Annotated in this window: 9 protein-coding genes; 6 read left to right on the forward strand and 3 right to left on the reverse strand. The window is 74.4% G+C overall.

Going from position 1 to position 14,126, the window contains the following annotated elements:
* Positions 1-584: 584 nt before the first annotated feature.
* A complete protein-coding gene (locus tag ACFV8H_RS33070; protein WP_380407318.1) occupies positions 585-1,331 on the forward strand; it encodes a G1 family glutamic endopeptidase in 747 nt (248 codons plus the stop codon).
* Between the two features lie 33 nt (positions 1,332-1,364).
* On the opposite strand, the gene ACFV8H_RS33075 is transcribed toward ACFV8H_RS33070, so the two are convergent.
* A complete protein-coding gene (locus tag ACFV8H_RS33075; RefSeq protein ID WP_380407320.1) occupies positions 1,365-1,991 on the reverse strand; it encodes a hypothetical protein in 627 nt (208 codons plus the stop codon).
* 229 nt (positions 1,992-2,220) lie between these two features.
* Between ACFV8H_RS33075 and ACFV8H_RS33080 the strand changes: the two genes are divergently transcribed.
* The 5 genes from ACFV8H_RS33080 to ACFV8H_RS33100 all read left to right on the forward strand — a co-directional run bounded on the left by ACFV8H_RS33080 (position 2,221) and on the right by ACFV8H_RS33100 (position 10,185).
* Positions 2,221-3,462 carry an MFS transporter gene (locus ACFV8H_RS33080; RefSeq protein WP_380407322.1) on the forward strand — a complete coding sequence of 414 codons (1,242 nt, stop codon included), beginning with the start codon at positions 2,221-2,223 and terminating at the stop codon, positions 3,460-3,462.
* Positions 3,459-4,604: an aminotransferase class V-fold PLP-dependent enzyme gene (locus tag ACFV8H_RS33085; RefSeq protein WP_380407324.1), complete on the forward strand. Its 1,146-nt coding sequence runs from the start codon at positions 3,459-3,461 to the stop codon at positions 4,602-4,604. Before ACFV8H_RS33080 ends, ACFV8H_RS33085 begins: the two co-directional genes overlap by 4 nt.
* Positions 4,605-4,908: 304 nt before the next feature.
* Positions 4,909-7,437 (forward strand): hypothetical protein, encoded by a 2,529-nt coding sequence (locus ACFV8H_RS33090; RefSeq protein ID WP_380407326.1) that lies wholly within the window; start codon positions 4,909-4,911, stop codon positions 7,435-7,437.
* Positions 7,434-8,870, forward strand: coding sequence for a leucyl aminopeptidase (locus tag ACFV8H_RS33095; protein WP_380407328.1), 1,437 nt, complete (start codon positions 7,434-7,436; stop codon positions 8,868-8,870). The genes ACFV8H_RS33090 and ACFV8H_RS33095 overlap by 4 nt, the downstream gene beginning before the upstream one ends.
* 187 nt (positions 8,871-9,057) lie before the next feature.
* The gene (locus tag ACFV8H_RS33100) at positions 9,058-10,185 is read left to right on the forward strand and encodes an NADH:flavin oxidoreductase (protein WP_380407330.1); all 1,128 of its coding nucleotides are present in this window, start codon (positions 9,058-9,060) and stop codon (positions 10,183-10,185) included.
* A gap of 77 nt (positions 10,186-10,262) precedes the next feature.
* Here ACFV8H_RS33100 and ACFV8H_RS33105 read toward each other — a convergent pair whose 3' ends face one another.
* On the reverse strand, positions 10,263-11,033 hold the full coding sequence (locus tag ACFV8H_RS33105; RefSeq protein ID WP_380407332.1) for an SDR family oxidoreductase: 771 nt from the start codon (positions 11,031-11,033) through the stop codon (positions 10,263-10,265).
* A gap of 77 nt (positions 11,034-11,110) precedes the next feature.
* Complete coding sequence (locus ACFV8H_RS33110; RefSeq protein WP_380407334.1) at positions 11,111-14,107, reverse strand: amino acid adenylation domain-containing protein; 2,997 nt, start codon at positions 14,105-14,107, stop codon at positions 11,111-11,113.
* Positions 14,108-14,126 lie beyond the last annotated feature (19 nt).

Raw genomic sequence — 14,126 nt, forward strand, 5'->3', positions numbered from 1 at the left:
TGGCACGCTGTTGAGTTCTCAAGGAACGGACGCTTCCTTCGGACCGCCTTCCAGCGGGCCCTCCGGGCGCTTCGTTCTTTCGTGTTTCAAGCTTATCAGATGTTTTCCGCTCCGCTTTCCGGGGCTTCGTCATCCAACTCGCTGGTGTCTTCTGCGGCTTGACGCCCCGTCCGACGTTTCAAACTCTAGCCGACCCCCGCTCCGAAAAGCGAATCCAGCCGCAATCCGATAAAACGCACATGCCACATAAGCACCGAGCCGAGACGCAAAGAAGCGAAACGGCAGGCGCGGACCTGACGCGGTGTTTCAAGGGATTGGCCGCCCCGGGACCGTCCGCGCCGATGCGTGTCCGGTGCTCCCTGCCGAGCGACTGGGAGACAGTACCCCCGTCCGGCCCCCGGGACAAACTCGGCTCGTCAGGCCCGGCCACCCGCCCGGCCGACCACCCGGGCCGGGCTGGGCCGGGCTGGGCCGACCAGGGGAATCCGGGGACCGCCGCCGCTTCGTGGCCCGTCGCCCAGGGCCTCGGCCGCTAGCTTTGTCGACGCTTGGTCAACTCCCCTCAGACACCCCAGGGACCAGCCATGTCCAAAGCCCTTCGGCGCACCTTCGTCGCCACCACCTCCCTGCTGGCGCTGCTCTGCAGCGCTTCGCCCGCCCTCCCCGCCCAGGGCGCCTTCCTGGCCCCGATCGCCGAGCACCACCACGACAGCTCACTCATGTACGGCACCAGCAGTAACTGGTCCGGCTACGCGGCCACCGGCGGCAAGTTCACCAGCGTCAGCGCCGAGTGGGTCCAGCCGACCGTCACCTGTACCGACACCACCAGCTATTCCGCCTTCTGGATCGGTCTCGACGGCGACGGCAGCAAGACGGTCGAACAGATCGGCACCGAGGCGGACTGCTCGCGTGGCACACCGGTCTACGGGTCCTGGTACGAGATGTACCCGGCCTACCCGGCCTATTTCAACAATGCCGTGCGCCCCGGCGACCACTTCACCGCGAGCGTCACCACGACCGGCAACGGTGTCTTCAACCTCACCCTCCGCAATGTGACGAGGAACTGGAGCCGCAGCATCGCCAAGTCGTTGAAGACCGCGACCCTGGCCTCCGCCGAGGTGATCGCCGAGGCCCCGTCGAGCGCGTCCGGTGTCCTTCCGCTGGCCGACTTCGGCACCGTCGGATTCACCAACGCCAAGGTGAACGGGAAGAACCTCGGCGCCTCGAACCCGTCGGTCATCGACATGGCCACGAAGGGCGGCGTCACCAAGGCGACCACCTCGGAGATCACCGACGGCACCAACTTCTCGGTGACCTGGCACCACAGCTGACCGCCTCCCGTCGGGGCCTGGCGGCAACGGCCGTCAGGCCCCGACGGTCAGTCGGCGCCCCTCGTCCAGGAAGTCCAGCAGCCCGCCGGCGCCACCGAGCCCGTGGACCGTCCGGGCGGCGCCGAACGGCGCGTTCCAGAACTCCCCCTGCCGCCGCTCGTGCGGGCCGACGTAGGCGTACGGCTCCGCGAGGAACGCGTCCCCGGGCGAGAGGCCGTAGTTCACCGCGTCGACGGTGATCCCCAGGTCGAAGTGCTCGGGCCAGATGACCGGCTCCTCCGTGGGGAACAGCTCCCGCAGCGCCGCCTCGCCGAGCGCGAAGCAGTGCGCGAGCCACCGGGCCGCGGCCGGGTCCACCTCGATCGGCCGGTCGGCTGCGACTCCCGGACCGTCCCGGTACACGCCCTCGGGGGCGCCGACGCCGAGCCCGAGGGCCGCGCCGAGCGCGACGCAGCTGGTCCGTTCGAGCGACACCGCCCGCCCGCGCCCCACCAGCTCCGCACCCACCACGCGCAGCCCCGGCTCGGCCACCGTCCCGAACCCGCCCGGGCAGGCCCGCAGCCGGATCGTCCCGCTCGCCCGGTACTGCGGCCCGGCCAGCACCAGCTCGGCCACCGCGTGCAGGGAGCGGCGGGTCCGTACGAGCGTCTCGGCGTCCATGGAGGCATGGTCTCCCGGGAAGCGGGTCCGCGCACGCTCCTCAGTGTCCCGACCACCACCCCCGACCACCACGCGACCCCCACCCCCGACCGCCGCCCCGGGCGCGGACGGCGAGGTCCACCGGGAGGTCCGCCACACGGTGCGGAGTTCTCATCGAACTACCTCTTGAAAGTGGGGGGTTGGTGAGGGAATCATGACAGCCCTCACACAACCGGGGAGTTGAGACCTCATGGGCGCCGTGGCGGCCGGCACCGGAACGGCACGGCGGACGGCGGCGGCGAGTCGCCGTCAGCTGGCGGTCCTCCTGACCGCCAAGACGATCTCGGACGTCGGCTACGCGCTCGACTTCATCTGCCTGTCCGTCTTCGTCTGGGAGCTCGACCACTCGGCCCTGGACACCGGGCTGGTCAGCGTGGCGCTGTACGCGGGCGCGATCGCGGGCGGGCGGCTCGGGCACCGCTACGGGGACCGCTGGGACCGCCGCCGGGTGATGATCGGCGCCGACCTCGCCCGGTCGCTCATGCTGGCGCTGCTGGCGGTGCTGCCGGCGGGCGCGCAGAACTGGTGGCTGTACCCGGCGGTCATGGTGATCGGCAGCGGGCGGTCGGTCTTCGAGGCCACGCTGTCCGCCGCCACGCCCGTGCTGGCCGGGCCGCGCACCCCGTCGGTGAACAGCGCGCTGGCCGGGCTCAAAGGGGTGGCCTTCATGGTCGGCATGGGCCTCGCCACCGTCCTGGTCCCCCTGGCCGGGTACCGCTGGGTGTTCGGGCTGGACGCGGCCAGCTACGCGCTCTCGGCCGCGGTGCTGCTCGCGCTGCGCCTGCGGATGAGGGAGCCGGACGGCCCTGCCGCCGGAGCCCGGGAGCGCGCCGGCGCCTGGCCGTTGCTGGTCGCCGCGGGCCTGGCCGGCCTGGTCGCGCTGCGCGGACTGGACGCCTTCGGCAGCGCCTCCCAGCACGTCGGACTGCCGCTGCTGGGCAGCGAACTGCGCCCGGACGAGCCCGCCGTGGTCTCCGGCGCGGTGTGGGGCAGTTGGGCGGCCGGGCTGCTGCTGGCCAGCTTCGTGCTGCGGCCCCTGGCCAAGCGCATCGTCGACCGCGCACCGGCCCCGGTGTACTGCGTGGCCACGATGGTGATGTCGCTGGGCTTCATCGGTGTGTTCTGGCTCGACGGCTGGTGGCCGCGGCTGCTGGCGGCGGCCGGGGCCGGTCTGGGCGACGCGCTGAGCGAGATCACCTACAAGCAGTCCCTCCAGCAGCTGCCCGACGGGCGCAGGGGGCGGGCGTTCGGGCTGTCCCAGATCACGGTCAACGCGGGCTTCATGTCCGGTCTGCTCGTCACGAGCCTGGTGCTGCAGCCGGCCTGGGTGGCGCAGTGGGTGCTGCTGCTGCACGGCGTGCCGCTGCTGGTGGCCGGCTGGATGGCGGTCACCGCGACGCGGGCCGTCCGCTCGGCCGGGGCGCTCTCGTGAGCGGGCCCCGCAGACCGGTCGGCACCGCCAACGGTGAGATCTACCTGGACTACGCCGGGCTCGGCCGGCTCCGGCCCGCCGCCGTCGCCGCGATGCGCACCGCCGTGGACGAGGTGCTCCCGTACGGCAGCGCCAGGGTCGGGCCCCTGTTCGGCGCGCGGAACGCCGCCCGGCGGTCCGTCGCCCGGCTGCTCGGCTGCACGCCCGACGAGGTCGCCTTCGTCCCCAACACCTCGACCGGCATCCACCTGGTGGCCGACGGCCTGGACTGGCGCCCGGGCGACCAGGTCGTGCTGTTCGACCGGGACTTCCCGGCCAACGTCCGGCCCTGGCTGCGGCTGCGCCGCTTCGGGGTCGAGCCGGTCTGGGTGCCGATGCGGGACGGCGGTCACCGGATCGAGGACGTGGCGGCGGCCGTCGGGCCGGCCACCCGTCTCGTGGCGGTGAGCCACGTCAACTTCGCGACCGGCTTCCGCTGCGACCTCGACCGGATCTGCGCGCTGGCCGCCGAGGTCGGGGCGCTGGTCTGCGTGGACGCCGTGCAGAGCTTCGGCGCGCTGCCGCTGTCGGTGGCCGACACCCCGGTGGACTTCCTGGCCGCGGGCGCGCACAAGTGGCTGTGCGGGCCGCCGGGCACCGGGGTGTTCTACTGCCGGGCCGACCGGCTGGAGCTGCTGCGCACCACGCCCACCGGCTGGTTCGGCCACCAGGGCGCCGCGGAGGTGTCCAAGGGGCCGGGGCACCTGCGCTACGACCTGCCCGAACGGGCCGGGGCGGCCAGGGTCGAGGGCGGGATGTACGACCTGGTCGGCATGGCCGGGCTCGCCGCCGCGCTGGCCGAGCTGGAGGAGACCGGCATCACTGCGGTCACCGGGCGGGTGCGCACCCTGGCCGACCGGCTGCGCGCCGGGATCGGCGAGCTCGGCTACGACCTGGCGCTCCCCCCGGACGGCACCGGGCACTCGGGCGTCGTGAGTTTCACCGGCCACCGGACGGAAGGGGTGGAGATCGTCCGGAAATTGGCGTCGGCCGGAATACACGTTTCCGTTCCGGACGGCTGGGTCCGGGTTTCCCCGCATTTCTGGACGACCGACGGAGAAGTGGCGGAGATCCTCTCCGAGCTTGCCGCGCAGAAGCCTTGACGACGCCGTTCCGGTTCCCGAAGAATATCGCTCAACCGCTTCGCCGGACCGGATATCCGGTCCGGCCCGTGAAAAGAGAGGGGTGGCGAAATGGCTTACGAGACCTGGGAGTCCCTGGAGGACGAGGTCGAGATCAGCACTGGTGCGGCGGACTGCTGGACCTGTCTGATCGACGACGCCGGCGTCTGATCCCGGCGCTCCACGCATGCCCCGCGAGGGAATTCCGGTCCGTCCGGATATTCCGTCGCGGGGCATGTCGCCGATCGCCCGGTGGCCGACTCCAGAAAAGCAGAGGAATGACCGCGTGAACCGTTGGGAATTCAGTCACGGAATCGTCGGGGTCAACGCGCCGAGTTGGCTCACCTTCGAGGTGCACCGCCCGTACTTCGACGGTGCCGAATCACCGGCCACCGCCGTCCAGGCACGGTCGGCGGTGCTGGCCGCCCGGCGTTTCGAGAATCCCGCTCCGGGCGCGCTGCGGTTCGGCATGACGATGCCCGCGAGCTACCGCCGGCTGCTGGTGCAGGAGTCCCGGCTGACCGCCTACCGGGCGGTGCTCCCGACCGACCTGCCCGACGAGCTGGCCTCCCCCGCCTGGCGGCGGATGACCGAGGCGTACCGGCGGCACGCCGAGCTGGACCAGGTGGACCGGTCCGGGCTCGCGCACTGGCTGGTCGCGGTCTGCCTCCCCGCCGCGGTCCTGGAGGTCGTCCCGGAGGACCTCGACCCGGCGGCCTGCCGCCACCAGGTGACGGCGGGCGTCCAGGCCGCCCGCGCGGCCGCCCTGTTCGGCTCCGAGGGCCTCTCCGAGCGGACCACCGCGGCCTACCGGGTGCTGGCCGAGAACCCCGCGCCCACGGTCGCCCACGTCCAGGCGGTGGCCGCCTGGGGCTACCTGCTCGCCCGGCACGCCGGGGACGACTCCGCCGCGCCGCTCCTCCTCGACCGTGCCCGGGAGCTGCTCAAGGAGGTCGCGGGCGAGCTCACCCCCTTCACCCACACCGTCCTGACCGCCCGGCTGGCGCTGCGCGAGGTGATGTACGCCGAGCGGCAGCGGGACTTCGGCGGCGCCCGGGCGCTGCTGGCCGACGTCCGGGCGGGCGTCGCCGAGCTGACCGCACCCGACCGGGACGACGCACTGGTCCTGCTGGAGACCCGCCGGCGACTGCTCGACCGGCACCTGGAGATCGCGGTGCGGATGGGCGACACCGAGGCCGAGCGCACCGCCGTCGAGGAGGGCCTGGCCCTCGATCCGTGGGACGTCAAGATCCGGATGCAGGCGGCGCAGGCCCACGAGCGCGCCGGCGCGCACGAGCAGGCGCTGGCCGGCTACCTGCACGCCGCCCGGCTCGGCCCGTTCGGCACCGGCTTCGCGCTACTGCGGGCCGCCCACTGCGCCCGCGAACTCGGGGACACCGAGTTCGCACGGGTGCTCAACGAACGGGCCTTCCGCGCCGCACCGCGCGCCGCCGCCACCCGGGACGCGCTGCTGGAGGCCTGCCGCGAGGACGGCGACCGGCCGCTGGAGGAGCTGACCGGACGCGCCGCCACCCGGGACCGGGAGCGGCCGTACACCAACAACTGGCACTACCGGATGTACGCCTCGTACTTCAACCTGGGCGAGTCCGAATCCCCCGGCCTGTACGCCCGACTGCCCAGCCTCGCCTACGAGTTCGCCGAGCGCGGCGGCGAACGGGCCGAGGTCAACTGGCAGCGCCTCATGCCGCCGGCCTTCCGGGGCAACCTGATCCGTGAGTCCGGGCTGACCGAGTTCGCGGTCGACCACCCGGCCGATCTGCCCGAGCACCTGCGCACACCGCGCTGGAACCGGCTGTGCGAATGGCTGGAGGACTTCGACCGCTGCGACCCCGAGCGGCGCCGGCAGGTCGCCATGGTGCTGTACCGGCTCGGGTTCACCAAGCTCGTCCTGGAGCTGATCCCGCCCGTACCGGTCGACCGGCTCCGGACCCCCGCCGAGCTGCGCCTGCACCACTGGCGCGACCTGGTGCGGTACGTCGCCTCGGTCGGCACCGAGGTGGCCACGCCGGAGACCTCCTTCGCCATCGCCGGACACCCGGCCTGCCCGACCCACCTGCGGTTCGTCATCGCCGTGGTGGCGGTGGTGTTCCACGCCCGCGAGACGCGTTCGCAGGAGGAGGCGGCGCGCTGGCGGGAGATCGGCGCCCGCGCCCTGGAGGAGCTGCTGGCGGACCCGGACCGCTCGGCGTTCGAGAAGACGATGATGGAGAGCCGGTTCTACCGCAGCGTCAGCTTCGTCCCGTTCATGGCCGGGGACCGCGCCTGGCTGGCCCGCGACATGGACCGCGCCGAGGAGCTGGCCCGGGCGGTGCCCGCCGAGGGGCCGTACCAGGAGTTCCTCAAGCGGGAGAACCTGCGGGCCTGCGTGGAGAGCCGCTCCAAGGAGTGCTACGCGTTCGGCGAGGACGACCGCGGTGACCTCCTGGTCGCGGAGGCGGTGGCCCTGGACCCGTACGAGCCCAAGACCCACATCGAGGTGGCGGAGGGCCTGCTGCGGCGCGACCGCCCCCGGGAGGCGGCCGACAGCTTCCTGCGGACCGCCCGGCTCGGCCCGGTCTCCACCGCGTTCGGCTACGCGGCCGCGGCCGAGTGCTTCCGGCGGGCCGGCCGGCCGGTCCTGGCCGAGGACTGCTACCTCCAGGCCCTCCGGGTGGACCCGTACGCGATCTCCGCGGCGCGCGGCTGGGCGGCCGTCGGCGCGGCCGACGGCATGGCCGAACTGGCCCGCGCCTACCTCGCCGACCTGGAGGCCTGGGGCGCGGCCCGGCGCGCCGCCCGACGGGAGCGGGCGTGAGCGTCACCTGGGAGCTGCGCCCCGAGCCCGGCCCGGGGGCGGAGGCCGTCGTGCGGCCGGTGCGGGTCGGCGAACTGCCCGCCGACCTGCCCGCCGCGTTCCTCACCGGCACCGGGTTCAGCGGCGAGGTGGGCGAGGTGCTGCAACTGCCCGGCACCCCCGTGACCGTGCTGCTCGGGATCGGGCCGCGGGCCCGGACCGACCGGGACGCGATCCGGGCCGCGGCGGCCGGACTGGCCCGAGCCGTCGGCGCCTACCGACGACTGGCCGTCCACCCGCCGGGCCCGGACCTCCGGCCGCTGGTCGAGGGGTACCTGCTCGGCGGGTACCGGTTCACCCGGTACCGGAGCGGCGCGGCCGCGCCGACCGACCAGCTCGTCGAGGTGCTCACCCCCGGGACACCGGACGCCGCCCGCGGCCTGTTCGAGGGCCGCAGGCTGGCCGAAGCCGTGCTCCTGGCCCGGGACCTGGTCAACGAACCGGGCGAGGCCCTCACCCCGACCGTGTTCGCCGACCGCGCGGCCGAGCTCGCCGCGGCGACCGGTCTGGAGTGCGAGGTCTGGGACGGCCGCCGGATCGCCGACGAGCGGCTGGGCGGACTGCTCGGGGTCAGCCGGGGCTCCCTGGAGCCGCCCAGGCTGGTCAAGCTGGGCTACCGGCCGGACGGCCGGGCCGAGGGTACGGCAGGGACCGCACGGATCGCGCTGGTCGGCAAGGGCGTCACCTTCGACGCCGGCGGCCTGTCCCTCAAGCCCAACGCGCAACTGGCCGGGATGAAGGCCGACATGGCCGGGGCGGCCGCCGTCCTCGGGGCGATGTCCGTCCTCGACGCGCTGGACTGCCCCGTCGCCGTGGACGCCTGGCTGCCGCTCACCGAGAACATGCCCAACGCCGACCCGATCCGGGTCGGCGACGTCCTGGTGATGCGCAACGGCACCACCGTCGAGATCTGCCACGCGGACGCCGAGGGACGGCTGATCATGGCCGACGCCCTGGTCCTGGCCGGCGAGACCGGGCCGCAGGCGATCATCGACATCGCCACCCTCACCGACGCCGCCGCGATCGCCCTGGGCCGCCGGGTCGCCGCGCTGATGGGCACCGACGACACCCTGGTGGAGCGCCTGCGCGCGGCCGGCACCCGGGCCGGGGAGCCGCTCTGGCCGCTGCCGCTGCCCGACGCGTACCGGCCCCAACTCCGCTCCCGGATCGCCGACCTGGTCAACTACACCCTCGGCACCCGGCACGGCACCGCACTGCTCGCCGGCCACTTCCTGCGCGAGTTCGTCCCGCCCGGCATCCCCTGGGCCCACCTCGACATCCAGGGCACCGCCCTCGCCGACGGGACCGACGCGGAATGGGTCGCCGGCGCCACCGGCTTCGGCGTCCGCACCCTGGCCGAGTTCCTCACCGGCCACCCCCACCCGCCCGTCTGACCGTCCGCCCTCGCGAAGCGGCCCGGGAGGGGGGCGGGAACGGCGCGCGGCGGCGTGGGGTCGCACGGAGTGGCGTGGATCACGCCGGGATCCGGCCGGAGGGCGAAATGCGGGGGCCGCCGCGGTGGTTGGCACCGGCGATCACCGCTGACCCGGCGCACCCCACCGCTACCCGCGAGGAAACCCCATGACCGTCACCGAGCCCTCCTCCTCCCGCGCGGCCGAGATCCTCTCCCGGCCCGTCACGATCAACGGGCTGACCGTGCCCAACCGCATCGCCATGGCACCGATGACGCGCCAGTTCTCCCCGGGCGGCGTCCCCGGCGAGAACGTGAGCTCCTACTACGCCCGCCGCGCCGCCGCGGGCGTCGGCCTGATCGTCACCGAGGGCACGTACGTCAACCACGAGTCCGCCGGGCAGAGCGACAGCATCCCGCGCTTCCACGGCGAGGAGCAGCTCGCCGGGTGGGCCCGCGTCGCCGCCGAGGTGCACGCGGCGGGCGGCACCATCGTGCCGCAGCTCTGGCACATCGGCATGGTGCGCAAGCAGGGCGAGCCGCCGGTCGCCGACGCCCCGGCCGTCGGCCCCTCCGGCATCCGGCTCGACGGCACCGAGGGCACCGGCCGGGCGATGACCCGGACCGACCTGGACGCCGTCATAGCCGCCTTCGCCGAGGCCGCCGCGGCCGCCGAGCGGATCGGCTTCGACGGCGTCGAGCTGCACGGCGCACACGGCTACCTGCTCGACCAGTTCCTGTGGGCCGGCACCAACCGCCGCACCGACGGCTACGGCGGCGACCCGGTCGCCCGGACGAAGTTCACCGCCGAACTCGTCGCGGCCGTACGCGCCGCCGTCTCCCCCGAGTTCCCGGTGATCTTCCGCTACTCGCAGTGGAAGTCGGAGAACTACGACGCCCGGCTCGCCGAGACCCCGCAGGAGCTGGAGTCGGTCCTCGCCCCGCTCGCCGAGGCCGGCGTGGACGCCTTCCACGCCTCGACCCGCCGCTACTGGGTCCCCGAGTTCGACGGCTCCGACCTCAACCTGGCCGGCTGGACCAAGAAGCTCACCGGCCGCCCCACCATCACCGTGGGCTCCGTCGGCCTGGCCGGCGACGTCATCGCCGCCTTCGCCGGCGAGGGCTCCGACACCCAGGGCATCGACAACCTCCTCGACCGCCTGGAGCGCGACGAGTTCGACCTCGTCGCGATCGGCCGCGCCCTGCTCCAGGACCCGCAGTGGGCCGCCAAGGTCCTCGGCGGACGCTTCTCCGAGCTCCGCCCCTACGACGCCGCCGCCGTCCGCACCCTGAGCTGACCGGCAGCGGCGACACCGGTAGCAGCGACACCGGCGGGGGGATCGGCCCGATCCCCCCGCCGGTGCCCGGCCGGGGTTCACGGCTGGAAGCGGATCCCGCCGTCGAAGCGGATCGTCTCGCCGTTCACGTAGTCGTTCTCGATCAGGAAGCGCACCAGGTGCGCGAACTCCGCCGCCCGGCCGGCCCGCTTGGGGAAGGGGACGGGCGCGACCAGCTTGGCCTTGAACGCCTCGGCGGCCTCGCCCTCGCCGTAGATCGGCGTGTCGATGATGCCCGGGCAGATCGTGTTGACCCGGACGCCGACCGCCGCCAGGTCGCGGGCCGCGGGCAGGGTCAGGCCGACGATGCCCGCCTTGGAGGCGGCGTAGGCGACCTGGCCCGTCTGGCCCTCCAGCGCCGCGACGGAGGCCGTGTTGACCACCACGCCGCGCAGGCCGTCGGCGTCGACGGGCGCCGTCCGGGCGATCCGCGCGGCGCCGATCCGCAGCAGGTTGAAGGTGCCGACCAGGTTGACCCGGACGACGTTCTCGAACTGGCCGAGGTCGTGCGGGGCGCCGTCCCGCCCGACCGTCCGGGAGGCCCAGGCGATACCGGCGCTGTTGACGATGACGCGCAGCGGGAGGCCGGTGTCGACGGCGGCCTGGACAGCGGCCTCCACCTGCGCCTCGTCGGTCACGTCCGTCCTGACGAAGAGGCCGCCGACCTCGTCGGCCAGCGCCTTGCCCGGCTGCTCGCCGAGGTCGGCGATCACCACCTTGACGCCGTGGGCGGCCAACTCCCGGACGGTGGCCGCGCCGAGTCCGCTCGCGCCGCCGGATACCACCGCGGAGATCCCGTTCGTGTCCATGGCTCGCAGTACCTTCTTCCAGGATCGGTTGGTCAGGGCAGGGCCGGTCGGTGCCGGTCAGGGCCGGTCGGTGCCGGTCAGGGCCGGTCGGTGCCGGGCGCGTCGCGCCGGGCGGCGACGAGCCGGATGAACGTGTCGGCGGTCGAGTTGCGGTAGAAGTCGCGGGGCGCGATCCTCGGCAGCCCCCGCTCCTGCAAGGACCTGAGCACCCGCAGCACGAGCAGCGAATTGCCGCCCAGCAGGAAGAAGTTGTCGGCCATGGACACCTCGGCCCTCAGGTGCTCGCTCCAGATGCCCAGCACCTCGGCGGCGAGGTCATCAGTCCCGGCCGGGCCCGGCGGGGTGCTGTCGGGGCTGCCGTCGGCCCGGCCGGCGGCGGCCGGTGGCGGGAGCCGGTCGAGGTCCGGTTTGCCGTTGGTGGTGAGCGGGACGGCGGGGATCCGGGTGAGCGTGGCGGGGACCATGTAGTCGGGCAGGATGCGGCGGGCGTTGTCGAGGATCCGCGCGGTGTCGGCCTCCCCGGCCTCCCCGGCCTCCCCGGCCTCATGCGCTTCTCCGGCCAGGACGACGTACGCGTCGATCCGGCTGCTCGCCGGATCGCCGGGAGCCGCCGCGGTGGCGACGACGACGGCCTCGCTCACCGCCGGGTCGGCCGCCAGTACGGCCCGGATCTCGCCCGGTTCGATCCGGTGCCCGCGGATCTTGACCTGCTGGTCCAGCCGTCCGAGGTGGTCGAGGCTGCCGTCGGGGCGCAGCCGCCCCTGGTCCCCGCTGCGGTAGAGGCGTTCGCCCGTCGCCTCGTCGGTGACGAACCGCTGGGCCGTGAGCTCCGGCCGGCCCAGGTAGCCCGCCGCGAGTCCGGCACCGCCCACGTGGATCTCGCCCGCCGCCCCCGGTGGCAGGACGCGTCCCCGCGCGTCCCGGACGGAGACCGACCAGCCGGGCAGGGCGCGTCCCACCGAGCGGGAACCGGCCACCAGCTCGGCCGGGGTGATCGTCTGGGCGGTCACGTGCACGGTGGTCTCGGTGATGCCGTACATGTTCACCACCCGGCACCGGGTCGGGGAGTGCCCGGCGAACCAGGGGGCGAGCAGCGCCACGTCGAGCGGTTCGCCGCCGAGCACCAGCAGGCGCACCGACAGTTCGGCCTTCGCGGCCCGGTCCGCGCGGACGAGTTGGGCGAAGGCCGACGGGGTCTGGTTGAGGACGGTGACCCGCTGCTCGACCAGGAGCCGGTGGAACTCCTCGGGGTCGCGCGCCGTCCAGTGCGGGACGACGACGAGGCGTCCGCCGCTGAGCAGGCAGCCCCAGGTCTCCCAGACCGAGAAGTCGAAGGCGGTGGAGTGGAACAGCGTCCAGACGTCGTCGTGGCGCAGCGCGAAGTCCGGACCGGTCGCCGCCAGCAGGGCGGTCACGTTGCGGTGCGGGACGACCACGCCCTTGGGGCGGCCGGTGGACCCGGACGTGTAGATCACGTAGGCGTCGTCGGCGGGGGTTCCCTGCCGTCGGTCGCCACCGCCGCCGGGCAGGCCACGGGCGCTCAGCTCGTCGAGGCCCACGACCCGGACGTCCGCGACGGCGGGGAAGGACTCCGCGTCGGCGACGACGAGGGGCAGTCGCGCGTCCTCGACGACGTACCGCAGCCGGTCCGCCGGGTAGCGGACGTCCATCGGGACGTAGGCGCACCCGGCTTTCAGGATGCCGAGCATCGCGACGACCACCGAGGCGTCGCGGTCCAGGCAGACACCGACCTTGCTCCCCGGGGCGACTCCGAAGGCGTGCAGGCCTGCCGCGACCCGGTCGGCGCGCTCGTCGAGCTGTCCGTACGTCAGCTCTCCGTGCTCGTCGGTCAGCGCCACCGCGTCGGGGCGTCGGCGTGCCGCCTCCTCGAAGCAGTCGTCGATCCGCCGGTCGGCGCCGGGGCCGGGGGCCCGGCCGGCGCCGCCCCGGCGCAGGACCCGGGCCGTCTCCTCCGGGGTCAGGGGCGGCAGCGTGGCCGGCACGGTCGCGCCGGAGTCGGCCGCGAACCGTGCGGCCAGCCGCTCGACCGAGGCGCAGAAGGTGTCGGCCACCTCCGGGGCGAGGACGCCCTCGTCGAACCAGCAGGACGCCTCGACCGCGCCGTCGGGGCGTTCCAGGAGGTGCACGGTGATCGGGAAGAGGGGCGTCAGGCAGGGCAGGTAGGTGCAGCCGTCCCAGGCCTCGGCGTGGACGACGCCGACCGCCGGGAGCTCCGGCCGGGGGCCCGAACCGGGTGCGGAGTCTGGTTCGGCTTCGGCTTCGGCATCGGCTTCGGCGAGTCGGTCGGCGACGCACTGCTCCTCGTCGATCTGCCGGACGCTCAGGCGCGCGGTCTCCGCCCGTCCGCGCGTCACGTCGAGGTTTCCGATCGCCACGGTCTCCGCTCCGGAGTACCGGGCGACGGTGAGGGCGAGGGCCTCCACGAGCAGCCGCGCGGTCCCCGGTCCCCGGCCGGCTCCGGGGCCGGGCACGGCGAGCGGGCGGGCGCTGACGGTACCGCCGCGGTGCCGGTCCCCCAGGCCCCAGTCGGCCGGGGCGGTCGGGGCAGCCGGGGCGGTAGCGGCCCACGGGGTGGACGGCGCGGACGGCGCGTCGGCGGACGGCGGCTCCACCGCCGCCCCGGTGAGCAGGGCCCCGGCCACCTGCTCCAGCAGGGCGCGCGGGACGAGGCGGCGCAGGGCGACGAGGACCAGGTCCGCGGTTCCGTCCGCGTACGTCAGCCGGACCGCACGGAGCGGGGAGCGTTCGTCGTGGACCGGGCGCAGCAGCTCCCGCCGGGCCCGCGCGGCGGCCCGCGGGTCGTCCCGGGTCGTCGGGACCCTGGTCTCCCAGAGCCGGGGCGAGCCGAGTTCCGGCAGGCGGCGGGCGGCCTGCTCCAGCCGTCGGCGGGTGTCGTCCGGGCCGGGTGTGCCGTCCGAGCCGGGGGTGCCGGGGGTGCCGGGCAGCCGGGCGATCACCCCGTGGCAGGCCCGCCCCTGCGCGGGCAGCCGCAGGCCGGACGGCAGCCCGGGGTGCGCCCGGTCGTGGCCGGCGCCGGTGGGTGGTCCGGCCACGGGTGGGGGCGGAGTCACT

It is taken from the genome of Kitasatospora sp. NPDC059827, from assembly GCF_042731675.1.
Classification (GTDB): Bacteria; Actinomycetota; Actinomycetes; order Streptomycetales; family Streptomycetaceae; genus Kitasatospora.

Excerpts from the sequence above, each read along its gene's own strand:
- ACFV8H_RS33070 (WP_380407318.1), top strand. The coding sequence starts at position 585 with ATGTCCAAAGCCCTTCGGCGCACCTTCGTCGCCACCACCTCCCTGCTG.
- ACFV8H_RS33075 (WP_380407320.1), bottom strand. The coding sequence starts at position 1,991 with ATGGACGCCGAGACGCTCGTACGGACCCGCCGCTCCCTGCACGCGGTG.
- ACFV8H_RS33080 (WP_380407322.1), top strand. The coding sequence starts at position 2,221 with ATGGGCGCCGTGGCGGCCGGCACCGGAACGGCACGGCGGACGGCGGCG.
- ACFV8H_RS33100 (WP_380407330.1), top strand. The coding sequence starts at position 9,058 with ATGACCGTCACCGAGCCCTCCTCCTCCCGCGCGGCCGAGATCCTCTCC.
- ACFV8H_RS33105 (WP_380407332.1), bottom strand. The coding sequence starts at position 11,033 with ATGGACACGAACGGGATCTCCGCGGTGGTATCCGGCGGCGCGAGCGGA.